Source organism: Brevibacillus borstelensis (genome assembly GCF_003710865.1).
GTDB lineage: Bacteria > Bacillota > Bacilli > Brevibacillales > Brevibacillaceae > Brevibacillus > Brevibacillus borstelensis.
Genome location: NZ_RHHO01000020.1, coordinates 1 through 21,120 on the forward strand (window position 1 = coordinate 1; position 21,120 = coordinate 21,120).

Annotated in this window: 35 protein-coding genes; 2 read left to right on the forward strand and 33 right to left on the reverse strand. The window is 50.0% G+C overall.

Annotation, left to right across the window (positions count from 1 at the left end):
- Positions 1-187 precede the first annotated feature (187 nt).
- Both EDM54_RS10830 and EDM54_RS10835 read right to left on the reverse strand, forming a co-directional pair.
- A complete protein-coding gene (locus EDM54_RS10830; protein ID WP_003391894.1) occupies positions 188-421 on the reverse strand; it encodes a hypothetical protein in 234 nt (77 codons plus the stop codon).
- Positions 422-623: 202 nt separating this feature from the next.
- Positions 624-1,277, reverse strand: coding sequence for a stage II sporulation protein M (locus EDM54_RS10835; protein WP_003391895.1), 654 nt, complete (start codon positions 1,275-1,277; stop codon positions 624-626).
- A gap of 125 nt (positions 1,278-1,402) precedes the next feature.
- Between EDM54_RS10835 and pdaB the strand changes: the two genes are divergently transcribed.
- Positions 1,403-2,167 carry a polysaccharide deacetylase family sporulation protein PdaB gene (pdaB, locus tag EDM54_RS10840; RefSeq protein ID WP_003391897.1) on the forward strand — a complete coding sequence of 255 codons (765 nt, stop codon included), beginning with the start codon at positions 1,403-1,405 and terminating at the stop codon, positions 2,165-2,167.
- 29 nt (positions 2,168-2,196) lie between these two features.
- Here pdaB and EDM54_RS10845 read toward each other — a convergent pair whose 3' ends face one another.
- Positions 2,197-2,775: a KinB-signaling pathway activation protein gene (locus EDM54_RS10845; protein WP_024985077.1), complete on the reverse strand. Its 579-nt coding sequence runs from the start codon at positions 2,773-2,775 to the stop codon at positions 2,197-2,199.
- Positions 2,776-2,898: 123 nt separating this feature from the next.
- On the opposite strand from EDM54_RS10845, the gene gerD reads away from it, so the two are divergent.
- Entirely contained in the window at positions 2,899-3,555 is a 657-nt protein-coding gene (gene gerD / locus EDM54_RS10850; protein ID WP_003391903.1) for a spore germination lipoprotein GerD, read from the forward strand.
- Between the two features lie 48 nt (positions 3,556-3,603).
- Here gerD and salA read toward each other — a convergent pair whose 3' ends face one another.
- The 30 genes from salA to rplP form a co-directional block, all read right to left on the reverse strand.
- Positions 3,604-4,710 carry an iron-sulfur carrier protein/transcriptional regulator SalA gene (gene salA, locus EDM54_RS10855; protein WP_003391906.1) on the reverse strand — a complete coding sequence of 369 codons (1,107 nt, stop codon included), beginning with the start codon at positions 4,708-4,710 and terminating at the stop codon, positions 3,604-3,606.
- 146 nt (positions 4,711-4,856) lie between these two features.
- A complete protein-coding gene (gene cwlD / locus EDM54_RS10860) occupies positions 4,857-5,573 on the reverse strand; it encodes an N-acetylmuramoyl-L-alanine amidase CwlD (protein ID WP_003391909.1) in 717 nt (238 codons plus the stop codon).
- A 192-nt stretch (positions 5,574-5,765) separates the two neighbouring features.
- Positions 5,766-6,158 carry a 30S ribosomal protein S9 gene (gene rpsI / locus EDM54_RS10865; protein WP_003391912.1) on the reverse strand — a complete coding sequence of 131 codons (393 nt, stop codon included), beginning with the start codon at positions 6,156-6,158 and terminating at the stop codon, positions 5,766-5,768.
- 20 nt (positions 6,159-6,178) lie between these two features.
- Positions 6,179-6,616: a 50S ribosomal protein L13 gene (rplM, locus tag EDM54_RS10870; RefSeq protein ID WP_003391915.1), complete on the reverse strand. Its 438-nt coding sequence runs from the start codon at positions 6,614-6,616 to the stop codon at positions 6,179-6,181.
- A gap of 269 nt (positions 6,617-6,885) precedes the next feature.
- A complete protein-coding gene (gene truA / locus EDM54_RS10875; RefSeq protein ID WP_031932700.1) occupies positions 6,886-7,626 on the reverse strand; it encodes a tRNA pseudouridine(38-40) synthase TruA in 741 nt (246 codons plus the stop codon).
- Positions 7,623-8,420, reverse strand: coding sequence for an energy-coupling factor transporter transmembrane component T family protein (locus EDM54_RS10880; protein ID WP_003391919.1), 798 nt, complete (start codon positions 8,418-8,420; stop codon positions 7,623-7,625). The genes truA and EDM54_RS10880 overlap by 4 nt, the downstream gene beginning before the upstream one ends.
- 3 nt (positions 8,421-8,423) lie before the next feature.
- The gene (locus EDM54_RS10885; protein WP_024984054.1) at positions 8,424-9,296 is read right to left on the reverse strand and encodes an energy-coupling factor transporter ATPase; all 873 of its coding nucleotides are present in this window, start codon (positions 9,294-9,296) and stop codon (positions 8,424-8,426) included.
- Positions 9,272-10,123 carry an energy-coupling factor transporter ATPase gene (locus tag EDM54_RS10890; protein WP_003391923.1) on the reverse strand — a complete coding sequence of 284 codons (852 nt, stop codon included), beginning with the start codon at positions 10,121-10,123 and terminating at the stop codon, positions 9,272-9,274. Before EDM54_RS10890 ends, EDM54_RS10885 begins: the two co-directional genes overlap by 25 nt.
- Positions 10,124-10,284: 161 nt before the next feature.
- Positions 10,285-10,644 (reverse strand): 50S ribosomal protein L17, encoded by a 360-nt coding sequence (rplQ, locus tag EDM54_RS10895; protein ID WP_003391928.1) that lies wholly within the window; start codon positions 10,642-10,644, stop codon positions 10,285-10,287.
- A gap of 176 nt (positions 10,645-10,820) precedes the next feature.
- Positions 10,821-11,765, reverse strand: coding sequence for a DNA-directed RNA polymerase subunit alpha (locus EDM54_RS10900; RefSeq protein WP_003391931.1), 945 nt, complete (start codon positions 11,763-11,765; stop codon positions 10,821-10,823).
- Between the two features lie 155 nt (positions 11,766-11,920).
- Complete coding sequence (rpsK, locus tag EDM54_RS10905; protein ID WP_003391933.1) at positions 11,921-12,322, reverse strand: 30S ribosomal protein S11; 402 nt, start codon at positions 12,320-12,322, stop codon at positions 11,921-11,923.
- Between the two features lie 16 nt (positions 12,323-12,338).
- The gene (rpsM, locus tag EDM54_RS10910) at positions 12,339-12,707 is read right to left on the reverse strand and encodes a 30S ribosomal protein S13 (protein WP_003391935.1); all 369 of its coding nucleotides are present in this window, start codon (positions 12,705-12,707) and stop codon (positions 12,339-12,341) included.
- 25 nt (positions 12,708-12,732) lie between these two features.
- A complete protein-coding gene (gene rpmJ / locus EDM54_RS10915; protein WP_003333770.1) occupies positions 12,733-12,846 on the reverse strand; it encodes a 50S ribosomal protein L36 in 114 nt (37 codons plus the stop codon).
- Between the two features lie 102 nt (positions 12,847-12,948).
- Positions 12,949-13,167, reverse strand: a complete 219-nt coding sequence (infA, locus tag EDM54_RS10920; protein WP_003333772.1) for a translation initiation factor IF-1 — start codon at positions 13,165-13,167, stop codon at positions 12,949-12,951.
- A gap of 120 nt (positions 13,168-13,287) precedes the next feature.
- On the reverse strand, positions 13,288-14,034 hold the full coding sequence (gene map, locus EDM54_RS10925; protein ID WP_003391937.1) for a type I methionyl aminopeptidase: 747 nt from the start codon (positions 14,032-14,034) through the stop codon (positions 13,288-13,290).
- A gap of 4 nt (positions 14,035-14,038) precedes the next feature.
- A complete protein-coding gene (locus tag EDM54_RS10930) occupies positions 14,039-14,683 on the reverse strand; it encodes an adenylate kinase (RefSeq protein ID WP_003391939.1) in 645 nt (214 codons plus the stop codon).
- Positions 14,684-14,771: 88 nt separating this feature from the next.
- Entirely contained in the window at positions 14,772-16,067 is a 1,296-nt protein-coding gene (gene secY / locus EDM54_RS10935) for a preprotein translocase subunit SecY (protein ID WP_003391941.1), read from the reverse strand.
- Complete coding sequence (gene rplO / locus EDM54_RS10940; protein ID WP_003391943.1) at positions 16,067-16,507, reverse strand: 50S ribosomal protein L15; 441 nt, start codon at positions 16,505-16,507, stop codon at positions 16,067-16,069. Before rplO ends, secY begins: the two co-directional genes overlap by 1 nt.
- Before the next feature lie 33 nt (positions 16,508-16,540).
- Complete coding sequence (rpmD, locus tag EDM54_RS10945) at positions 16,541-16,726, reverse strand: 50S ribosomal protein L30 (protein ID WP_003391945.1); 186 nt, start codon at positions 16,724-16,726, stop codon at positions 16,541-16,543.
- A gap of 16 nt (positions 16,727-16,742) precedes the next feature.
- Positions 16,743-17,240: a 30S ribosomal protein S5 gene (gene rpsE / locus EDM54_RS10950; protein ID WP_003391947.1), complete on the reverse strand. Its 498-nt coding sequence runs from the start codon at positions 17,238-17,240 to the stop codon at positions 16,743-16,745.
- Between the two features lie 18 nt (positions 17,241-17,258).
- On the reverse strand, positions 17,259-17,621 hold the full coding sequence (gene rplR / locus EDM54_RS10955) for a 50S ribosomal protein L18 (protein WP_003391949.1): 363 nt from the start codon (positions 17,619-17,621) through the stop codon (positions 17,259-17,261).
- Positions 17,622-17,654: 33 nt separating this feature from the next.
- Complete coding sequence (gene rplF / locus EDM54_RS10960; RefSeq protein WP_003391950.1) at positions 17,655-18,191, reverse strand: 50S ribosomal protein L6; 537 nt, start codon at positions 18,189-18,191, stop codon at positions 17,655-17,657.
- Positions 18,192-18,224: 33 nt separating this feature from the next.
- A complete protein-coding gene (gene rpsH / locus EDM54_RS10965) occupies positions 18,225-18,623 on the reverse strand; it encodes a 30S ribosomal protein S8 (RefSeq protein WP_003391953.1) in 399 nt (132 codons plus the stop codon).
- Positions 18,624-18,650: 27 nt separating this feature from the next.
- A complete protein-coding gene (locus EDM54_RS10970) occupies positions 18,651-18,836 on the reverse strand; it encodes a type Z 30S ribosomal protein S14 (RefSeq protein WP_003391955.1) in 186 nt (61 codons plus the stop codon).
- 30 nt (positions 18,837-18,866) lie between these two features.
- Positions 18,867-19,409, reverse strand: coding sequence for a 50S ribosomal protein L5 (gene rplE / locus EDM54_RS10975; RefSeq protein ID WP_003391957.1), 543 nt, complete (start codon positions 19,407-19,409; stop codon positions 18,867-18,869).
- Between the two features lie 26 nt (positions 19,410-19,435).
- Positions 19,436-19,750, reverse strand: a complete 315-nt coding sequence (rplX, locus tag EDM54_RS10980) for a 50S ribosomal protein L24 (RefSeq protein WP_003391959.1) — start codon at positions 19,748-19,750, stop codon at positions 19,436-19,438.
- 49 nt (positions 19,751-19,799) lie between these two features.
- Positions 19,800-20,168 (reverse strand): 50S ribosomal protein L14, encoded by a 369-nt coding sequence (gene rplN / locus EDM54_RS10985; protein ID WP_003391962.1) that lies wholly within the window; start codon positions 20,166-20,168, stop codon positions 19,800-19,802.
- 42 nt (positions 20,169-20,210) lie between these two features.
- Positions 20,211-20,477: a 30S ribosomal protein S17 gene (gene rpsQ, locus EDM54_RS10990; protein ID WP_003391964.1), complete on the reverse strand. Its 267-nt coding sequence runs from the start codon at positions 20,475-20,477 to the stop codon at positions 20,211-20,213.
- A 21-nt stretch (positions 20,478-20,498) separates the two neighbouring features.
- The gene (gene rpmC / locus EDM54_RS10995) at positions 20,499-20,696 is read right to left on the reverse strand and encodes a 50S ribosomal protein L29 (protein WP_003391966.1); all 198 of its coding nucleotides are present in this window, start codon (positions 20,694-20,696) and stop codon (positions 20,499-20,501) included.
- Positions 20,686-21,120 carry a 50S ribosomal protein L16 gene (gene rplP / locus EDM54_RS11000; RefSeq protein ID WP_003391969.1) on the reverse strand — a complete coding sequence of 145 codons (435 nt, stop codon included), beginning with the start codon at positions 21,118-21,120 and terminating at the stop codon, positions 20,686-20,688. The genes rpmC and rplP overlap by 11 nt, the downstream gene beginning before the upstream one ends.

Sequence of the window (21,120 nt, forward strand, 5' to 3'; positions counted from 1 at the left end):
CTTTGACTTCAAGAAAGAAATTGCTAGGCTTGTGATTCAAAAACGCTTCGCTGTTCAGTTTTCAAAGAGCATTTCCGTCAAGTATTCATGTCCCGAGCCAACTTGTTTTTGAAGTTGTTCTCCCGAGGACAAGAACTAATCTATCACGTCAGCCTAGTTAGAGTCAATAGGTTTTTTGAAAAAAGTTTTAAGTAAAATTCTCTTCCCCTGTTTTTTTGCGTCTTACGTACTTGGAAATCTCATTGGGGGAAGCGATTCGGGCGTACATTCGAAAGATAATCGAGTACCGTTCTTCCATTGCCCTTTTCACTAAATAATCAATGCGCTTATCGCTAAAATCAAGCAACATTTCCTCCAGCTCTCGTTTCAGCAGATACTCCAACTCTTGTACCTCTTTTGTCGTGAACAGAAAACCCAGCAATCAGATCAACCTCCGCCTCTCCGAGTCTACCCTATATCATTGCCAAGGCATTTGAACCGTATTCATTTGAAAATCTTCGGTCCGACCCCAAATAAAAACAGCAGAAGCCTTGACTTTTCCAGCTTCGCAACAAAAAAACTGAAAAGAAAAAAAGCAAAGCACCCCTTTTTACGAGGGTGCTTCCAGACACAATTCGTCTATCCTATTTGATTAGCTTCATCTGCTGGAGCTGGTCGCCAAGCACTTCCCGCAAAATAAGCGGAGTAATGCTGCTCTCAACGATAGCAGCTACGAATAACAGGCCAATGACAGTTAATACGACCATCGGAAACTGTTTTAACGTGTCATACCAATCATTTTTCACACGCTCCCATTTTCCCGGTTGAATCAGCGATCCTACCGATCGGAAGCTGAGCATTCCAAGACGTATGCCCACACCAGCGGCAAACAGCACTGCAGGCAGCTCCAGTATGCCATGCGGCAAAATCCCGGCCGCAAATACAAGCCATGGACTGACACCGAACGCACTGTATTTTGCAAAGATAAAACCGAGTAAAACACCATTCGCAATCAAGCCAAATACGGGAAAAAAGGCAAAAAACAATCCCATTGCCATCATCATGAGAGAGCTGGTTACGTTATTGGAGAAGATAGCCCAAAACGTAGCAAACACGCCGCCACCATTCGCTTGTATCCGGTCAATTACTTCTTTTAGCTGACCCAGCAGGGAATTTACCATTTGCTCCAATGCATGTGCCTGCAGAAACCCTAAAGCCGCTCCGCCTACAAAAAGCAGGCAGGCAGCCAGGAAAAACTTGCTATTGTCAGTCCACAGGCGCTTAAACTGCGTCCTCATGAGCCACGCTCCTTTATAGCCTGGTTATTACACTATATGCATTGTACCGCATCATAACCCAACAGGACAAAGAATATCCTCGTCAGCCCAGCATAAACTGTATTGGGACAAAGGAGGTGCTGTCCATGAAGTTTATGTTTGTCGTGAGCACACAACGCTTAAAACAATGGATGATTATCGTAACCGCCTTGCTGATGGCAGCCGGAATCGCCTATGCCGAACGGGATGCCATCGCGGTCATTTCCGACGGGATTCAGGCCCCTCAAGCCATCTACAAGGTAGACACCAAGGAGAAAAAAATAGCCCTGACCTTCGACATTAGCTGGGGGGAAACCCGTGCCACACCTATTCTTGATGTGTTGCGTGAGAAAAAGGTAAACAAGGCCACCTTTTTTCTCTCCGCCCCCTGGAGCCAGCGCCACCCGGAAGTCGTCAAGCGAATCAAAGAAGACGGTTTCGAGATCGGTTCACATGGAAACAACCATGACTTTTACAGCAAATACCCCGACGAAGAAATCCGCACACAAATCAGCAAAGCCCACACCATTTTAACGGAGCTGACCGGAAAGAAACCTACGCTTATCCGACTTCCAAACGGCGATTTTGACAAACGGGTTCTCCAAATCGCAAGTGAGATGGGCTATACGGTCATCCAGTGGGATACGGATTCCAAAGACTGGACGAACCCTGGCGTAGACGTCATCGTAAATAACGTACTGTCAAAGGCTCACCCAGGCGACATCGTCCTATTGCACGCCAGCGACACGAGCAAAGAGACCCATCTGGCCTTGCCCAAAATCATCGATAAGCTTCGTGCGGACGGGTACGAATTCGTCACTGTGTCGGATCTCATTGCCGGCTCCCAGGTAAAAAGCCAGGAGGTTAATTGAAAAAGCTGACCAGATCCGGTCAGCTTTTCCTATTTTACCACTCGATGAAGTTGCATGACTTGCCAGACATTGCAGAACAATAAGGGAACCAGCATCGACATCGTGGCATAAAAATTATGCTGTTTGAGAGCTGGAATCCACTCGATGGCAGAAAAAACAAACATAAAGAACAATGTCGGCACCCACGCGCTATGATTCGTCAGCTTCGCCTTTGCATATGCCGTTACAATGGCAATCACGAGCAAGAGAATGGGCTCAACGAAAAATTCCGATATCCCTTTTCCTTCTCCCAGCATCGTATACCGCAAGTAAACCATATCGAAAAACGCGAACAGCACCAGGAAAATCTGTATATTTTTCCACAAGCCTGGGTTCTTGAAAAGTCCTCTGGCAAAGTAACTGATCGTCATATAAGCAAAGAGGCCCATTTGAGCCACAATGCTGATCGTCATCCCATACAGCATTTGCATAAAGGTTCCCATAAAAAAGTTGGCCATTGTGCCTTCCAGCAATTTATCGGAAGCAAAGATAAGACCTACCACAATGCCGCCCAATCCACCAAGCAGCAACGTAGTGAAAAACAGCCAGCCGTACTTGCGCAAGCTCACCGAACGTCCCTCCAATCTGCATCGCTTATGATTGTACCAACCCATGCAAGAAAATACTAGCGTAAGAACAAAACAAAATGCGCACGTTACTCATTAGACAGGGTAAAGGAGGGTAACCGCCTCATGTGGAAGAAAAGTGTTTCTTTGTGGCTGTTGCTGGCGGTCAGCCTGATCATGACAAGCTGCGGCAACGGAGGGCAAGCCCAGGGCCCGGCACAGCCTGATTATAAGAGTGTAAAGGATATGGTGCTCGACATCCTGCAAACGGAAGAGGCCAAAAACTCCGTTGCGAAAATGATGAAGGACGACAAATTTACACAGAACCTCATCATGGACGAGTCAACCGTGAAGACAACGCTGATCCAAAGCATTACCAACCCGGAAAACCGGCATATCAAAGAAGCCTTCAAAGACCCGAAGTTTGCCAGCACCCTGGCTAAGTCGATGAAAAATGAGCATAAAACATTGATGAAAGACCTGATGAAGGATCCCGAGTATCAAAAAATGCTGATCAGCGTAATGAAAGACCCGGAATTTGAAAAAAATCTGATGGAAATGATGAGAAGCTCCGCCTATCGCAAGCAGACCATGCAAATTATGAAGGAATCCCTGCAGAGCCCGCTGTTCCAGGAAGAGCTCATGAAATTGATGACAAAAGCCACCGAAGACATGATGCAGCCGAAAGAAGCGAAAAAAGGACAGAAAAAAGGCGGTCAGGGCGAAGGCGGCGGTGGTGGCGGTGGAAGTGGCGGCGAAAGCGGCGGCGGCGGTCAATCGTAATAAAAAAGGTGAGCTCCAATAAGAGCCCACCTTTTTCCATAGTTGCGTTTATTGATTGACAGTGGCTTCACATTTCTCGGCCACAAGCTTTGCCATATCCATATAAATGCTTCCAATCGCCGAATCCTGCCGGTAAACGGATGGAGAATAGTCAGCCTCGGCTGGATGATTTTCCGGCTGACCGAGCGGAATTTGCGCCAGCAATTCCGTAGCAAGCGTCTCGGCGAGCTTGGCTCCTCCGCCTCTGCCGAATACGTATTCCTTGGAACCGTCTTTCGCCTCATACCATGCCATGTTTTCGACGACACCGAGAATTTCATGCCCCGTCTTCTTCGCCATGGCGCCGGCACGGGCGGCCACGAAGGCAGCGGTAGCATGCGGAGTCGTCACAACGATTTCCTTGCTTTGCGGGATCATGGTATGGACGTCGAGGGCCATATCGCCCGTACCCGGAGGCAAATCAAGCAAGAGATAATCGAGGTCTTCGCCCCAATGGACTTCTGTAAAGAAGTTCCGCAACATTTTGCCCAGCATCGGTCCACGCCAGATGATCGGGGAATTGTCCTCCACGAAGAATCCCATCGACATGACCTTTACCCCAAACTTGTCGACGGGCAGGATCGTCTCGCCAATAACAGTTGGGCGTTGCTCAATGTTCATCATGTCAGGCACGCTGAACCCGTAAATATCGGCGTCAATAATCCCGACTTTTTTGCCTAAACGCGCCAGCGAGACGGCCAGGTTGACGGTGACCGTCGATTTGCCCACTCCCCCTTTTCCGGAGGTGATGGCAATAAACGTGGTCATCGAGTCTTTTGCCAAAATCGGATTGAGAACGGGCGCTTGTCCTGCCGGTGACGGAGATGACGCCTGTCCTCCGCGCAACTGTGCGCTTAACGCTGCACGTTCTTCATCGGTCATGGAACCGAATTGCAGACGGACTTCTTTGGCACCCAGCTCTTTGACGGCAGCAATCACGTCTTGTTCGATTTTGGCTTTCAACGGACAGCCGGAAATCGTGAGAACAACGGTCAAACTGACAGTTTCTCCCTCGATCTGGATGTCCCGAATCATATTTAATTCGACCAGGCTGCGGTTGATTTCCGGGTCTTTTACATCACGAAGCGCTTCCAGCACGCTTTCTTTGGTCAACATCGCGTCCACCTCTATCTTATATGATACAAACGTAAACAGAAGCTCTTTAGGGTATGCGCGTCCATTATAGCATATCCGACGGGACCATACACGGCTGCGGGTGTTTCGAAATTGCAACAGTCAGACCGTCAGCAAGGAAACGCTGATCACGGTGCAGTCGGCGGCTTTTCCCCGGCGTAATGCCGCAGTATCCCTTGATAAATCGCATTGGCCATAGCCTTTTGGTAATCAACCGAGCGCAGGCGTTTAGCTTCCGCCTCATTGCTGACAAAACCAACCTCCACCAATACAGCGGGACAATCTACCTCGCGTATCAAAAATACGTCGTCCGTTTTGCTCGGCACCCGGTCCGTATTCTCCAGTACCCGCTTGATCTCATCCTGAATGAGGTAGGAAATTTCCTCGCTCTTTTTGAAAGCAGGATAGTAAAACGTCTGGGCCCCCTTCCACTTTGGCGATGGAATCGAGTTTACATGAACGCTTACCAAAAAGTCAGGGGAATTGTCGTTGACAAACTTGACCCTGTTTCGGATATCCTCTGATTTTCGTTTCCGCAGCCGTTCTGCCTCAGGGGAAGCCAGATCCTTGTCCTCTTCCCGCGTCATAATGACGTGCGCCCCTGACTGCAGGAGAAAATCACGCAAGTACAGACTGATTGCCAATGTCACTTCTTTCTCGATGACACTGCCATCTGACGAAACAGCTCCGCCGTCTTTTCCTCCATGTCCAGGATCGATGGCGATGACTGTCCCTGCCAAGGGCAATGACCAGGTCGTCCAGGAGGAACGATCTGGTGCTTCATAGGTGAGCAACAGCACGAGCAGAAGAAATGATAAGATGTATCCCGTTACTTTTCGAGCCACCTTGCACCGTCCCCTTTGTCCATTCTCGTTTCATCTTATGGACAAAGGGCCGCAAATATGACGGCTTGTTCGAGTTCGCTTACCCAATAAACCAAACCTTGATCCGTCCCTACAATAGATCCGTTGGCGAAAAAACAAAAACCCCCTGCCTTTGCATACACAAAGAACAAGGGGTTTTGCATAAAGCCTCTCTTAGCGCTTGGAGAATTGAGGAGCGCGACGAGCAGCTTTGAGACCGTATTTTTTACGCTCTTTCATACGAGGGTCGCGAGTCAGGAAGCCAGCGCGTTTCAGAGCGCCACGCAGTTCCGGATCTGCCTTCAGGAGAGCGCGGGATACGCCATGACGGATCGCACCAGCTTGACCAGTGGTACCGCCACCTTTTACGTTAACCAATACGTCGTAACGACCCAGTGTTTCAGTCAGTACGAGTGGTTGTTTTACGATCAGTTTCAGTGTTTCCAGACCAAAATAAGTGTCCATATCACGCTTGTTGATCACGATGCGACCTTCACCTGGAACCAGGCGAACGCGTGCGACGGAGTGCTTACGACGACCTGTGCCGTAGTATTGTACTTGTGCCACGTGTCTTTCCTCCCTTTACCTTAACCGCGGATTTGCCATACTTCTGGTTTTTGAGCTGCGTGTGGATGGTCAGTACCAGCGTACACTTTCAGCTTGGAGAACATTTGACGTCCCAGGCTGTTTTTAGGCAGCATGCCCTTAACAGCGATTTCAAACATGCGGGCTGGCTTGTTTTTCAACATTTCACCTGCAGAGGTTACTTTCAGACCACCCGGATAGAGGGAGTGGGAGTAGTATTTCTTGTCTTGCAGCTTGTTGCCGGAAAGCTTGACTTTGTCAGCGTTGATTACGATTACGAAATCACCAGCATCAACGTGCGGAGTGAATTCCGGTTTCAATTTGCCGCGCAGAATGGAAGCAACTTCGCTAGCCAGACGGCCAAGCGTTTGACCTTCTGCGTCAACGATGTACCATTTACGCTCGACTTCGAGCGGTTTCGCCATATATGTGGTACGCATGTTTGTCCCTCCTAAATATCTTACACATCCATTTACAATCATGGAAAATCAGTTTGGAAAAGCTGTCTTGTAACGGAGAGCAACTTCTCCAGGTGTTTCAAAAAAAAACGAACTTGTTTTTCAATCCCGGGGCTAGAGTGGGGCTAGGCGGGTATGAAAATACCAAGGAATATCGTACTACATAGAAGTTCTTGAGTCAAGTGCCCTCATGCATGTTAAACATTGGCACGGCTGTTTTTTTGCGGGATCATCATCCGCAAAAAAGACCATTATTCCTCGTAGGAAACCTCCCACATGGTAAGACCCTTGGCCGGGGCTGTTTTCCCCGCAAGCTCGCGATTCCGCCCGAGCAAAATGGTCCGCAGCTCATCTGGATGGCGCTTTCCTTGGCCTACCTCTACCAAGGTTCCGACGATAATGCGCACCATGTTGTACAGAAAGCCGTTCCCCCTGCAAATCACCCAGATCACCTGTCCTTCAGACTCGACCCTCACATCGTACACCGTTCGCACCTTGTCTTCCACAACGGTCTTGGCTGAGCAGAAGGAAGTAAAGTCGTGCCTGCCGACAAGATGCCGGGCAGCCTGGCGCATCGCTTCCACATCCAGGGGAGAGCGGATATGATCGGCATAGCGGTGGCGAAATACATCCGGGACAGCACCGTTGTCGATGCAGTAACGGTACTCCTTGACCTTGACATCAAAGCGGGCATGGAACTCCGATGATACTTCTTCGACGGATCGTATCACTATGGAATCCGGAAGCTGATTGTTCAGAACAAACCGCCATTTGTCCAGCGGAATGCCGCTTTTTGTATCAAAGTGAAAAACTTGGCCGCGGGCATGGACGCCAGCATCTGTCCGGCCGGAACCGGAAATCTGGATCGTCTCCCCCGTAAGCCGGTGCAGGGCAGCCTCGATTTCCCCCTGGATCGTGACCTGATCCGGCTGTACCTGAAAGCCGCTGAAATCTGTACCGTCATAAGCGACCACACACTTTAACCGCCTCATGTACGCCACCATCCGATCACGAGCAGCAAGACGCATGCAGCGAGGGCGATCGAGCCGTCTCGCCAGCTCATCGTCAACGTCCGCAGTCTCGTTCGTCCAACACCGCCGCGATACCCCCGCGCCTCCATGGCCAAAGCCAGCTCCTCGGCACGCCTGAAAGCGCTGATAAACAAAGGAATCACGATCGGTATCAAATTTTGTGCACGCCGGATCAAATTGCCGCTGGTGAAATTTGCGCCGCGTGCTGTCTGCGCCTTGATGATCTTGTCCGTCTCTTCCATAAGCGTGGGAATAAACCTCAGTGCAATAGACATCATAAGTGCAATTTCGTGAACCGGCACGCCTATTCGTCCAAACGGGCCAAGCAAGCGCTCCAGCCCTTCCGTCAGATCGATCGGCGAGGTCGTCAGCGTCAACAACGAACTTACCAGCACCAACAGGCTGACCCGAAGCGAGATAAAGATCGCTTGGGTGACGCCCTTCTCCTCAATGGAAAACCAGCCCCACTGAAAGTAGACCTCTCCGCCTTTGGTAATCAACACGTGAAGAATGACGGTAAACAAGACCAGGATCCAAACAGGCCGCAAACTTTTCAAAATATAGGCAAGCGACAAGCGTGAGAGCATTACAGTCATGACCGTAAAGGCAATCAAGATCGCGTAGGTGATCACGTTGTTGGCCAGAAAGACCAGGATGGCAAACAGAATGATAAACAGCATCTTGCTCCGCGGATCAGCCCGATGGAGAAATGAGGTTCCCGGAACGTATTGCCCGATCGCAATATTTTGCAGCATCTGTCACCGCTCCCCTCGGTCCGAAATCCGTGCCAGCAGATGACTGATCAGTTCTTCTTCCCGGTAAACCGAAGATGGAAGGCGCTGTTCTTCCGGCAGCTTCCTGTTCAACTGTGAAATCAGGGAGACCGTTTCCGGCACATCCAAAGCGAGCTCGCGAAGAGTATCCGCCTGCGCAAATACCTCATCAGGCTTTCCCTCCAGCATTACCTTGCCTCCTGCCATGACGATCAGCCGATCGGCATAACGAGCGGCTTCCTCCATACTGTGCGTCACCAGCAAGGTCGTCAGCGACTGCTCGCGGTGAATGCGATAAATGGCCTCCAAAATCGCTTTTCTCCCCGCCGGGTCGAGTCCTGCTGTCGGCTCGTCCAATATCAACACTTTGGGCTGCATCGCCAGGACACCGGCTATAGCTACACGCCGCATTTGACCGCCGCTCAAGAGAAACGGGGAACGATCCTTCATCTCCTGGTAATCCAGTCCGACAATCTCCAAAGCTTCACGTACCCGCAGCTCGGCCATCTCTGGAGGCATGTCAAAGTTCAGCGGCCCGAAAGCCACGTCTTTGGCGACAGTCTCCTCAAACAACTGATGCTCGGGGTACTGAAAAACAAGTCCTATGTTGCGTCTGCTTTCGTGCGGCAGCTTTCGAGTCGGTGTCACCGTAACGTCGCCCAGCCTGATTGTTCCTTTCGTCGGCTGAAGCAAACCGTTGACATGCTGAATCAACGTGGATTTTCCCGAGCCAGTCTGTCCGATGATCCCCACAAAAGAGCCGGATGGAATGTTTATGGAAACATCCTGCAGCGCGAGGCGTTCAAATGGTGTGCCCACCCCGTACACATGACTTACCTCTTCAAAAGTAATTTGCATAAGTGCTCCACCAGCTCCTCTTGGTGCAGGATGAACGGCAGGGATACACCTTCCGCGGCCAATGCATGACGAACACGAACGGCAAACGGGACATCGAGCCCCAACGCCTGCAACCGGTCCGGATCAGCAAATACCTCGGCTGCAGTACCATCCCATTCCACCTGACCGGCCCGCATGACGATAACCCGATCGGAGAAGACTGCTTCCTCCGGAAAATGAGTGATGTTTACAACCGTTATTCCCTCTTCCCGATTGAGACGGCGGGCCAGATTCAACACCTCTCGTCTCCCCATTGGGTCAAGCATCGCTGTCGCTTCATCCAGAATAAGAACAGAGGGCCGCATCGCCATGATGCCGGCTATCGCGACACGCTGCTTTTGCCCCCCGGACAAGCGATGCGGCTGGTCATACAGATGCGCTTCCATGCCGACCGCTTGCAGCGACTCCCGAATGCGTGTACGCATCTCGGCAGGGTCTGTTCCCATGTTTTCCAAACCGAACGCCACATCGTCCTCAACCGTTGCTCCAACGATTTGGTTGTCCGGATTTTGAAAAACCATGCCGACATGCCGGCGAACCTCCCAAATCAGCTCGCCGTCACGCGTATCAATACCGGTAACGAGAACAGTTCCCTCTTTCGGCAGCAATAGTGCGTTCATCAGCTTGGCCAGCGTCGACTTCCCTGAACCGTTATGCCCGAGAACGGATACAAAGGCCCCTTTGTGAATATCAAGGTTGATGCGATTCAGCACCGTTTCTTTTTGGCCTCCTTCGCCTTCGTAGGCAAATGAGACTTCTTGCAATGCCAGTAGGCGTTCCTCCGTCATCAGGTGTCCACATCCTCCCAGCTAAAACAGGGGATTTACAAACAAATAAAGAAAAAGGGCACGAATCAGAGTCCAGTCCCAAGACCAGAGTCTGCCCCCACCCTTTTTCAGGTTGTCTAAAAAGATAGCCTTTTTACACAACCCGGATTTGATCAGATATATTACACCAATTCGATGTAAGCCATCGGAGCAGCATCCCCACGACGAGGACCTGTCTTCAGGACACGAGTGTATCCACCATTGCGCTCTTTGTAACGAGGAGCGATGTCATCAAACAGCTTTTGAACCGCATCGCGGCCTTCTTCTGTAGCTACTTCTTTACGAACGAAAGCAGCTACCTGACGGCGTGCATGCAGGTCACCGCGTTTTGCCAGCGTGATCATTTGATCAGCGATGGAACGCAGTTCTTTCGCTTTCATCTCAGTCGTCTCGATGCGCTCGTTGATGATCAGGTCAGTTACCAGATCACGGAACAGCGCTTTGCGAGCAGAGCTGCGACGACCCAATTTACGGTATGCCATGTTCTTACCTCCTTCTTACTCGCGAGCACTACGTCGATTTGCTGCTTAGGTCGAGCGAGATCTGCAGTGCCCTCGGGTGCTTCTTACTCGCGAGCACTACGTCGATTCTGCTGCTTAGGTCGAGCGAGATCTGCAGTGCCCACTGGGTGCCTCTTGCCAGACATGCTGCAGGTGCCCTAGTCGTCGCTGCGAAGAGAGAGGCCGAGTTCTGCCAGCTTCTCTTGCACCTCTTCCAAGGATTTGCGACCGAGGTTGCGCACTTTCATCATGTCCTCTTCGGTCTTCTGCGTCAGCTCTTGCACGGTGTTGATACCGGCACGCTTCAAGCAGTTGTAGGAACGGACAGAGAGATCGAGCTCTTCGATTGTCATCTCGAGCACTTTCTCCTTCTTGTCCTCTTCCTTCTCTACCATGATCTCTGCATCCTTCGCCTCGTCAGTCAAGCCAACGAACAGGTTGAGGTGCTCGGTCATGATTTTTGCGCCTAGACTAACGGCTTCTTCCGGACTAATGCTGCCGTTCGTCCACACTTCAAGAGTCAACTTGTCATAGTTGGTCATTTGACCAACGCGAGTATTCTCCACTTGATAGTTGACACGCTTGATGGGCGTATAGATCGAATCAATCGGAATCACGCCAATCGGCAGATCTTCCGACTTGTTTCCATCTGCTTGTACGTATCCACGTCCACGTCCAGCTGTCATACGAATGTGCAGACGACCGCCGTTTGCCAACGTTGCAATATGAAGATCAGGGTTCAAGATCTCCACATCACTGTCTGCGCGGATATCTCCCGCCTTGACTACGCCTTCGCCCTCAGCGTCAATCTCGATGACTTTTTCTTCATCGGAATGGATCTTAAGTGCCAGGCCCTTGATGTTGAGAATAATCTCTGTTACATCTTCCACGACGCCTTCAATCGTAGAGAACTCGTGAAGGACCCCGTCAATCTGAACGGTGCGTACCGCCGCGCCTGGCAAGGACGAGAGGAGAATCCGTCTCAGTGAGTTGCCAAGAGTGGTGCCGTATCCGCGCTCAAGAGGTTCTACAACGAACTTCCCGTACGAGTTGTCGTCGCTTACTTCCACAACCTCGATTTTCGGTTTTTCTATTTCTATCATTAAACAAACCCTCCTTCAAAACGTCGAAATTCTTGGGTGGGCAAGCGTTCCGCCCACTCATGAATTTCCCCGGCGGTTTACCGTTTGCGTGCATGACAAGCTAAAATCAGAATTTACCATTCTAGTATGGACATGTTCTGAACGTTATAAACCCGTTACACGCGGCGACGTTTTGGTGGACGGCAACCGTTGTGCGGAATCGGCGTCACGTCTTTAATCATGTTAACTTCCAGACCTGCTGCTTGCAGGGAACGGATCGCTGCTTCACGACCTGCACCCGGACCTTTTACCAGCACTTCCAGAGAGCGCATGCCGTGTTCCATTGCTACGCGGGCAGCAGATTCTGCAGCCATTTGCGCAGCAAACGGTGTGCTCTTGCGGGAGCCTCTGAAGCCGAGGGCACCGGCACTGGACCAAGAGATCGCGTTGCCGTGCGGATCAGTGATAGTCACGATCGTGTTGTTAAACGTAGAACGGATATGTGCTACGCCGACTTCAACGTTTTTACGGTCACGACGACGGGTACGAGTAGCCGTCGCTTGTTTTCTTTTCGCCATGTCCCATTACCCTCCTTTACTTCTTCTTGTTTGCTACAGTACGGCGAGGACCTTTGCGCGTACGTGCATTTGTTTTCGAACGTTGGCCGCGAACAGGCAGGCCACGACGATGACGGATTCCGCGGAAGCAACCGATTTCCATCAGGCGCTTGATGTTCAGAGAGATCTCACGACGAAGATCGCCTTCCACCTTGATGTTCTTATCGATGAACTCACGCAGTTTTGCCACTTCTTCTTCTGTCAGATCACGAACGCGAGTATCCGCGTTAACACCGGTAGCGGACAGGATTTTTTGGGACGTGGGACGGCCGATACCGAAAATGTAGGTAAGAGCGATTTCCACGCGTTTTTCGCGAGGCAAGTCAACGCCTGCAATACGTGCCATGTGTCAAAAGCACCTCCTTGTTTACTTATCCTTGTTTTTGCTTATGCTTTGGGTTTTCACAAATAACCATTACGTTACCTTTGCGACGGATAACCTTGCATTTTTCGCAAATCGGTTTAACCGACGGTCTCACTTTCATGGTTCTTGCCTCCCTCTTTAGGGTAGTGAAAAACGTCGAGACGTTTTTCATAAAACTATAATCAGACCGCGCTGCGGTTACAAAACGCTGGGAAGCATTTTGTTATTTATAGCGGTACGTAATGCGTCCGCGAGTCAAATCGTAAGGCGACAGTTCAACGGTTACCTTGTCCCCTGGCAGAATGCGGATAAAATGCATGCGGATTTTTCCCGAAACGTGAGCGAGCACTTTGTGCCCATTCTCTAATTCTACCCGAAACATCGCGTTGGGCAAAGGTTCGATTACCGTACCCTCCACTTCAATTACATCGTCTTTCGCCATCGTACACTCTCCTTTCTTCTGCAGCTTCAGTCAGACCATGAGTTTTTGGTATATGAAATACGGAACGAACTTATCGTCGACACGTTGGACGACAATCCTGAAGCGACCGTTGTGCCTCAGCTACGCTCTTGTAAAAATCTCATAGCCATCTTCCGTAATCGCGATGGTGTGTTCAAAGTGAGCACATCTTTTTCGATCCACTGTTACAACCGTCCAATTGTCCTCCAAAGTGCGGACATAACGTTCGCCGGCATTGACCATTGGTTCGATTGCCAACACCATTCCCGGTTTCAACCGAGGACCTCGATCAGGCGGCCCGTAGTTGGGAACCTGAGGATCTTCGTGCAGGTTTTGCCCGATCCCATGCCCCACATACTCGCGAACGAGAGTGAAGCCAGCAGCTTCTGCGTGGATCTGAATCGCGTGGGAAATATCGGACAGCCGCGCACCAGGTAGTGCCTTTTCCAGGCCCTTGTACAACGACTCTTCCGTCACTCGCAGCAAACGTTGATCTTCTTCTGCAATATTGCCGACCGGGTACGTCCAAGCAGAGTCACCATGAAAGCCCTGATACTGAGCTCCAATATCGATGCTGATGATGTCCCCTTCTTGCAGCACCCGTTTTCCTGGGATCCCGTGTACGAGTTCTTCATTGACTGAAGCACAGATACTTCCTGGAAAGCCTCCGTAGCCTTTAAACGATGGAATCGCTCCCTTGCTGCGGATAAAGGTTTCGGCGAGTTCGTCCAGTTGCTTTGTCGTTACGCCAGGCTTGATCGCCTTAGCCAGTTCTTGATGGGTGAGTGCGACGATCCGACCAGCTTCGCGCATAACCTCAAGTTCTGCTTTCGACTTTAGGATGATCATTCACTTACCCTCGCAACAAAGACTTAATCTCCTCAAACACAACCTGGATATCCTGCTCGCCGTCAATGCTACGCAGAAGGCCTTGCTCCGTGTAGTAATCGATCAGCAGCTGTGTTTGGGCAATATTGACATCGAGGCGTTGAGAAACAACTTCCAGCTTGTCGTCATCGCGTTGATAGAGCTTGCCGCCATCCTTGTCGCAAATTCCTGCCTCTTTCGGAGGATTGAACATGGTGTGGTAGCTCGCCCCGCACACTGGACAAATCCAGCGGCCGGTCAGACGATCAATCAGAAGCTCACGGCGAACATTGATGTTGATGACGTGATCAATCTCACGTCCCAGCTCCTTCACTGTCGCCGTCAATGCCTCAGCCTGAGGAACAGTACGCGGGAATCCATCGAGGAGGAAACCCTTCTCGCAATCTTCCATTGCCAGGCGTTCCCGCACAATTCCGATGACGACCTCATCAGGAACAAGCTGCCCCTGGTCCATATAGGACTTGGCTTTCAGTCCGAGCGGCGTTTCGTTTTTGACCGCTGCCCGGAACATGTCACCGGTTGAAATATGCGGGATGTCAAACTCTTTTACGATTCGTTCTGCCTGTGTGCCTTTACCGGCACCAGGCAGTCCCATCAAGATTATATTCACGTTCATTCCTCCGTCCCATCCGAAAAGCTTCTCACGCACCCTGAATCGGAGCCGTATCCCCGACCAGAAAGCTTTTCAACTACCTCGGTTACTTAATGAACCCTTGGTAATGGCGCTTGATCATCTGGCTTTCGATCTGCTTCATCGTGTCGAGAGCGACACCGATCACGATCAGCAGAGAAGTTCCGCCGATGTAGATCTGTTGAGGCAGGTTGGCCAGCTTACTGAAGAAGAATGGCAATATGGAAATTGTCATCAGGAACAAGGCGCCAGCCAATGTAAGACGGTTCAACGTACGGGTAATGTACACCTCGGTGTTTTTACCGGGTCGGATACCAGGAATGTAACCGCCATTTTTCCTCATATTCTCCGCCAGTTGTACAGGGTTGATCTGTACAAAAGTGTAGAAATACGTGAAACCGATAATCAAGATTGCGTATAGCGTCATCCCAAGCGCTGCGCTAGGTTGGAAATGTGTGTAGATCCAGTTGGCGATACCCGTTCCGGAACCATCTACCCAGAACTGCGCGATTGTTGAAGGGAAGATTACGAGCGAGATTGCAAAGATAACGGGAATTACACCAGCAGAGTTGATTTTGAGCGGAATGTGGGTGGATTGACCACCGTACATTTTGCGACCAACTACACGCTTTGCATATTGCACCGGAATCTTGCGCACACCTTGCTGCATAAAGATGACCCCAACAATAATAGCGATGATCACCAAAAGGACAATCAGCAATTTTACGATTGAAAAGAACAGATTCTGAGAAGCGTCGCCAAATTGCGTCGTGTAAATTGTCGTAATCCCACTAGGAATATTGGCAACGATACCAGCAACGATGATAATCGAAATCCCGTTTCCGATACCCTTCTCTGTAATTTGTTCACCCATCCACATCAGAAACGAGGTTCCTGCTGTCAGAGTGAGTGCGATCAATGCGTAACTGCCAATCGACGTATCGTTAAGCAGTCCTGGAGCCATGTTGTTAAACCCGATCGTCATCCCCACAGACTGGATCAAAGCAAGCACAATGGTGAAGTAGCGCGTGACGGTCGCGATTTTGCGGCGTCCCACTTCTCCTTCACGAGCCCATTGCGTAAACTTAGGCACAACATCCATGGACAGAAGCTGCATGATAATCGATGCCGTAATGTACGGCATGATTCCCATTGCAAAAATCGAGTAGTTTTGCAGTGCGCCACCGGAGAAGGTATTCAACAATCCCAGCAAGTGGTTCGTATTCTGCTGAAACAACTCGACATTCACGTTAGGGGCAGGGACGAAACTCCCGATTCGGAAGACGACCAGCATCATCAGCGTAAAGAATATCTTACGACGCAGGTCGCCTATCTTAAAAATGTTAGTTAATGAGCCTAACATTAGATCACCTCGGTTGTTCCACCGACTTGAGCGATCTTCTCAGCAGCTGCATTGGAGAACTTGTGAGCTTTCACAGTCAGCTTCACAGTCAGTTCACCGTTTGCAAGAACTTTTACACCGTCGCGCATAGCGCTGATTACACCAGTTTCTTTCAACAGTTCAGGTGTAACCACAGTGCCTTCTTCAAAACGATTCAGCGCATCCAAGCTAACAACCGCGTATTCCTTACGGTTAATGTTAGTGAAACCGCGCTTAGGCAGTCGACGGAACAGTGGGTTTTGACCACCCTCGAATCCAGGACGAACACCGCCGCCGGAACGAGCGTTTTGACCTTTATGACCTTTACCAGCTGTTTTACCAGTACCGCTACCGATACCGCGACCAAGGCGCTTGCGAGTATGGCGGGACCCTTCTGCAGGTTTCAGTTCATGCAATTTCATTCCTTGCACCTCCTAACCGTGTAAAATCAACGTTTACGCTTCTACTTCTTTCACTTCTACCAGATGCTTCACTTTGAAGATCATGCCGCGGATTGCAGCGTTATCTTCTTTCACCACAGTGTGGTTGATTTTGCGAAGACCCAGAGCTTTTACTGTATCTTTTTGATCGACTGTGCGGCCGATCACGCTGCGCTTGAGGGTAATTTGCAATTTTGCCATGTCCATTCCCTCCTTATTAACCCAACAACTCGTCAACAGTCTTACCGCGCAGTTTCGCGACGTCTTCCGCTGTTTTCAGACGGCCGAGGCCTTCCAGCGTAGCGTTGACCATGTTGATGGGGTTGTTGGAACCGAGAGACTTGCTCAAAACGTCACCTACACCAGCAAGCTCCAGAACCGCGCGGACAGGTCCGCCAGCAATAACACCGGTACCTTCGGAAGCAGGTTTAATCAGCACTTTACCGGAACCGAAGTGGCACAGTACTTCGTGCGGAATGGTCGTTCCTTTCATCGGTACACGGATCAATTTTTTCTTTGCATCGTCAATCGCTTTACGAATCGCGTCCGGCACTTCTTGGGCTTTACCCATACCAGCGCCTACGTGACCGTTGCGGTCGCCGACTACCACAAGAGCGCTGAAGCTCATGCGACGTCCACCTTTAACCGTTTTCGCAACACGGTTAACGGCGACTACTTTTTCTTCCAGCTCCAATTTGCTAGAGTCGATACGCATTCCTTTCCCTCCTTGTTGTTAGAATTGCAGGCCAGCTTCACGAGCTGCTTCTGCGAGTGCTTTAATGCGTCCATGATAAATATATCCACCACGGTCGAAAATTACGTCATTCAGACCTTTTTCTTGTGCACGCTTAGCAATCAGTGTACCCACAGCAGTCGCTGCTTCTACATTCGCACCGTTTTTCAGGCCAAGCTCTTTATCCAGAGAGGATGCTTGTGCCAAAGTAGTGCCTGTAGCATCATCGATCAGTTGAGCATAGATGTGCTTGGAAGAACGGAATACGTTCAGACGTGGACGTACAGCAGAGCCGACCAGACGCTTGCGAATGCGCAGATGGCGTTTTTTCCGAGCTTTGTTTTTATCAGCTTTCGTAAACATTACGCGGCCTCCCTTCTCATAAAACTACGAAGCTTATTTACCTTTTTTACCCTCTTTGCGGCGAACAACTTCGTCGCTGTACTTAATCCCTTTGCCTTTGTATGGCTCAGGCTTACGGAGGGAGCGAATTTCAGACGCGATTTGGCCTACGCGCTCTTTGTCGATACCTTTAACCACCAGAGTGGTTTGGTTTGGTACATCGATTTCAATACCCTCTTCAGGAGTTACCTCAACTGGGTGAGAGAAACCGAGAGAAAGAGTTACGCCTTTTCCTGCTTTCGCAGCGCGGTAACCTACACCTACAAGCTCCAGTGTACGAGTAAAGCCTTCGGATACGCCTTTTACCATGTTGGCAACCAGCGCACGAGTCGTACCATGGAGAGAGCGGTGAAGCTTGTTATCGCTAGGACGCTCAACGACTACTTCGTTATCGTTGATATTGATTTTGATATCCGGATGGAAGTTACGAACGAGTTGACCCTTAGGGCCCTTTACCGTCAGCTCAGTACCGTTCAGAGTGAGGGTAACGCCTGCAGGGACCACGATCGGTTTTCTACCGACACGAGACATGTGGTGCACCTCCTGTGCTTTTCAAATCTGTGATTACCAAACGTAAGCGAGAACTTCTCCACCTACATGAGCTTGGCGAGCTTGCTTGTCGGTCATTACGCCAGCAGACGTAGAGATCAGGGCTACACCCAGACCGCCAAGAACTTTAGGGATCTCTGTGTTTTTCGCATATACGCGCAGACCTGGCTTGGAGATACGCTTCAGTCCGGTGATTACGCGCTCGTTGTTCGCACCGTATTTCAGGAAAACACGGATGATCCCTTGCTTGTTATCTTCAACGAACTCAGCATCGCGAATGAAACCTTCTTCCTTCAGGATGCGAGCAATTTCTTTCTTGATAGTGGACGCCGGGATCTCCACTTTCTCGTGGCGAACCATGTTGGCGTTACGAATGCGCGTAAGCATGTCAGCGATTGGATCAGTCATAACCATGAGAGAGAACCTCCTTCCCGTTTCAAATTACCAGCTTGCTTTTTTCACGCCAGGGATTTGGCCTTTATAAGCAAGTTCACGGAAGCAAATACGGCAGAGTTTAAATTTGCGCAAAACGGAATGAGGACGTCCGCAGCGCTCACAACGGGTGTAAGCACGAACCGCAAACTTCGGTTTCCGTTGTTGCTTGATAACCATCGATTTCTTTGCCACATTCTTCCCTCCTTACTTTGTTTGTGGGGTTTATTTACGGAATGGCATACCCATTTGAGTCAGCAATTCACGAGCTTCTTCGTCTGTTTTCGCGGAAGTGACGATTACGATGTCCATACCGCGAACTTTGTCGATTTTATCGTACTCGATCTCAGGGAAGATCAGCTGTTCCTTCAGACCGAGCGTGTAGTTGCCGCGACCATCGAAAGCTTTCGAAGATACACCACGGAAGTCACGTACACGTGGGAGAGATACGTTCATCAGTTTGTCGAGGAAGTGGTACATACGCTCACCGCGCAGTGTCACTTTCGCACCGATTGCCATACCTTCACGCAGTTTGAAACCAGCGATGGAGTTCTTTGCACGAGTTACAACCGGCTTTTGACCAGCGATAATTTGCAAATCTTCAACCGCGGAATCCAGAGCCTTGGCGTTGCCTACCGCTTCACCAACACCCATGTTGATCACGATTTTTTCTACTTTCGGAACCTGCATGATGGAAGAGTAACCAAACTTGCTCATCAGGCTAGGCACGATTTCGCTAGTATATTTTTCTTTCAATCTTGCTGCCATCTAGGACATCCTCCTTTCCGATCTGACTACTTGTCGAGAACTTCGCCAGATTTTTTCGCGTACCGAACTTTTTTACCGTTATCCAGTACCTTGTAACCGATACGTGTTGCTTTGCCGGACTTCGGATCGATCAAAGATACGTTGGATACATGAATCGGTGCTTCTTGAGTTACAATGCCGCCTTGCGGATTGGATTGGGACGGACGAGAGTGTTTTTTCACCAGGTTGATTCCTTCAACCAGGACGCGATCTTTCTTCGGGTAAGCAGCGAGAACGCGACCTTTTTTACCCTTGTCTTTACCCGTTATTACGATAACAGTGTCGCCTTTCTTAACGTGCATCGCTTGGTGCACCTCCTATCGAGCAAACTACCAGAGTATTTCCGTTCAATTAGATTACCTCAGGAGCCAGGGAGATGATCTTCATGAAGTCTTTTTCACGAAGTTCACGTGCTACCGGTCCAAAAATACGGGTACCACGAGGTGATTTATCCTCTTTAATGATTACTGCTGCGTTTTCATCAAAACGGATGTAAGAACCATCCTGACGGCGAACGCCGCGCACGCTGCGTACTACAACCGCTTTAACTACTTGACCTTTCTTGACAACGCCGCCGGGTGTAGCGGATTTAACGGAGCACACGATAACATCACCGATGTTCGCCGTTTTGCGACCGGAACCGCCCAGAACCTTGATGCACATGAGTTCTTTTGCACCGGAGTTGTCAGCAACAGCCAATCTCGTCTGAGTTTGGATCATTTACTGTTCCTCCTTTCGGATGTAATTACCCGAAAATCTGAGTTATACGATTACTGCCTCTTCGACGATACGAACCAAGCGGAAGCACTTGTCTTTAGACAGCGGGCGAGTTTCCATGATTTCCACGATATCGCCTGTTTTCGCAGAGTTGTTTTCGTCGTGAGCCTTGAACTTCTTGGAATACTTCACACGTTTACCGTACAGCGGATGCTTTTTGTAGGTCTCTACCAGAACAACGATGGTTTTATCCATTTTGTCGGATACAACGCGACCTACCATGGTTCTACGCATTTTGCGTTCTGCGGTCATGTTCGAACCTCCTTCCTGTAATTAGCCGATCCCTAATTCTCTTTGGCGCAGGACGGTTTTCGCACGAGCAATATCCTTACGCACTTGTTTAATGCGAGATGTGATTTCGAGCTGACCGGTAGCCAACTGGAAGCGAAGGTTGAACAGCTCTTCTTTCAAGGAGTTAACGTTTTGTTCGATCTCGGCAGTGGTCAAATTGCGAAAATCATTAGCCTTCATGTGCGTCACCACCCACTTCTTCCCGCTTCACGAACTTGCACTTAATAGGCAGTTTGTGCATTGCCAGGCGCATAGCCTCGCGAGCGACTTCTTCGGATACGCCAGCAAGTTCAAACATGATCTTGCCAGGTTTCACTACAGCTACCCAGTACTCAGGAGAACCTTTACCGGAACCCATCCGTACTTCAAGCGGCTTTTGTGTAATTGGTTTGTCAGGGAAAATCTTGATCCATACTTTACCGCCACGGCGGATGTAACGAGTCATCGCAATACGGGCAGCCTCGATTTGACGGTTGGTAATCCAAGCCGGTTCGAGAGCTTGCAGACCGAATTCACCGAAAGCAACAGTAGTACCGCCTTTTGCGTTACCAGCCATTTTTCCGCGGTGCTGTTTGCGGTGTTTCACGCGTTTTGGCGTCAACAT

What these genes read in the sequence shown, in the direction of transcription:
- rpsK (WP_003391933.1), bottom strand. Translation starts at nt 12,322, where the DNA reads ATGGCGAAAAGAAAACAAGCGACGGCTACTCGTACCCGTCGTCGTGAC.
- rplE (WP_003391957.1), bottom strand. Translation starts at nt 19,409, where the DNA reads ATGGCAGCAAGATTGAAAGAAAAATATACTAGCGAAATCGTGCCTAGC.
- truA (WP_031932700.1), bottom strand. Translation starts at nt 7,626, where the DNA reads ATGAGGCGGTTAAAGTGTGTGGTCGCTTATGACGGTACAGATTTCAGC.
- infA (WP_003333772.1), bottom strand. Translation starts at nt 13,167, where the DNA reads ATGGCGAAAGACGATGTAATTGAAGTGGAGGGTACGGTAATCGAACCT.
- rpmC (WP_003391966.1), bottom strand. Translation starts at nt 20,696, where the DNA reads ATGAAGGCTAATGATTTTCGCAATTTGACCACTGCCGAGATCGAACAA.
- EDM54_RS10880 (WP_003391919.1), bottom strand. Translation starts at nt 8,420, where the DNA reads ATGCTGCAAAATATTGCGATCGGGCAATACGTTCCGGGAACCTCATTT.
- rplN (WP_003391962.1), bottom strand. Translation starts at nt 20,168, where the DNA reads ATGATCCAAACTCAGACGAGATTGGCTGTTGCTGACAACTCCGGTGCA.
- rplF (WP_003391950.1), bottom strand. Translation starts at nt 18,191, where the DNA reads ATGTCTCGTGTCGGTAGAAAACCGATCGTGGTCCCTGCAGGCGTTACC.
- pdaB (WP_003391897.1), top strand. Translation starts at nt 1,403, where the DNA reads ATGAAGTTTATGTTTGTCGTGAGCACACAACGCTTAAAACAATGGATG.
- rpmJ (WP_003333770.1), bottom strand. Translation starts at nt 12,846, where the DNA reads ATGAAAGTGAGACCGTCGGTTAAACCGATTTGCGAAAAATGCAAGGTT.
- rplM (WP_003391915.1), bottom strand. Translation starts at nt 6,616, where the DNA reads ATGCGTACCACATATATGGCGAAACCGCTCGAAGTCGAGCGTAAATGG.
- salA (WP_003391906.1), bottom strand. Translation starts at nt 4,710, where the DNA reads ATGTTGACCAAAGAAAGCGTGCTGGAAGCGCTTCGTGATGTAAAAGAC.
- rpmD (WP_003391945.1), bottom strand. Translation starts at nt 16,726, where the DNA reads ATGGCAAAATTGCAAATTACCCTCAAGCGCAGCGTGATCGGCCGCACA.
- rplP (WP_003391969.1), bottom strand. Translation starts at nt 21,120, where the DNA reads ATGTTGACGCCAAAACGCGTGAAACACCGCAAACAGCACCGCGGAAAA.
- secY (WP_003391941.1), bottom strand. Translation starts at nt 16,067, where the DNA reads ATGTTAGGCTCATTAACTAACATTTTTAAGATAGGCGACCTGCGTCGT.
- EDM54_RS10900 (WP_003391931.1), bottom strand. Translation starts at nt 11,765, where the DNA reads ATGATAGAAATAGAAAAACCGAAAATCGAGGTTGTGGAAGTAAGCGAC.
- EDM54_RS10885 (WP_024984054.1), bottom strand. Translation starts at nt 9,296, where the DNA reads ATGCAAATTACTTTTGAAGAGGTAAGTCATGTGTACGGGGTGGGCACA.
- gerD (WP_003391903.1), top strand. Translation starts at nt 2,899, where the DNA reads ATGTGGAAGAAAAGTGTTTCTTTGTGGCTGTTGCTGGCGGTCAGCCTG.
- rpsM (WP_003391935.1), bottom strand. Translation starts at nt 12,707, where the DNA reads ATGGCACGTATTGCAGGCGTTGACTTGCCTCGCGAAAAACGCGTGGAA.
- rplR (WP_003391949.1), bottom strand. Translation starts at nt 17,621, where the DNA reads ATGTTTACGAAAGCTGATAAAAACAAAGCTCGGAAAAAACGCCATCTG.
- EDM54_RS10890 (WP_003391923.1), bottom strand. Translation starts at nt 10,123, where the DNA reads ATGACGGAGGAACGCCTACTGGCATTGCAAGAAGTCTCATTTGCCTAC.
- map (WP_003391937.1), bottom strand. Translation starts at nt 14,034, where the DNA reads ATGATCATCCTAAAGTCGAAAGCAGAACTTGAGGTTATGCGCGAAGCT.
- rplQ (WP_003391928.1), bottom strand. Translation starts at nt 10,644, where the DNA reads ATGGCATACCGTAAATTGGGTCGTCGCAGCTCTGCTCGCAAAGCGCTG.
- rpsH (WP_003391953.1), bottom strand. Translation starts at nt 18,623, where the DNA reads ATGGTTATGACTGATCCAATCGCTGACATGCTTACGCGCATTCGTAAC.
- rpsQ (WP_003391964.1), bottom strand. Translation starts at nt 20,477, where the DNA reads ATGACCGCAGAACGCAAAATGCGTAGAACCATGGTAGGTCGCGTTGTA.
- rplO (WP_003391943.1), bottom strand. Translation starts at nt 16,507, where the DNA reads ATGAAATTGCATGAACTGAAACCTGCAGAAGGGTCCCGCCATACTCGC.
- EDM54_RS10835 (WP_003391895.1), bottom strand. Translation starts at nt 1,277, where the DNA reads ATGAGGACGCAGTTTAAGCGCCTGTGGACTGACAATAGCAAGTTTTTC.
- rplX (WP_003391959.1), bottom strand. Translation starts at nt 19,750, where the DNA reads ATGCACGTTAAGAAAGGCGACACTGTTATCGTAATAACGGGTAAAGAC.
- rpsE (WP_003391947.1), bottom strand. Translation starts at nt 17,240, where the DNA reads ATGCGTATCGACTCTAGCAAATTGGAGCTGGAAGAAAAAGTAGTCGCC.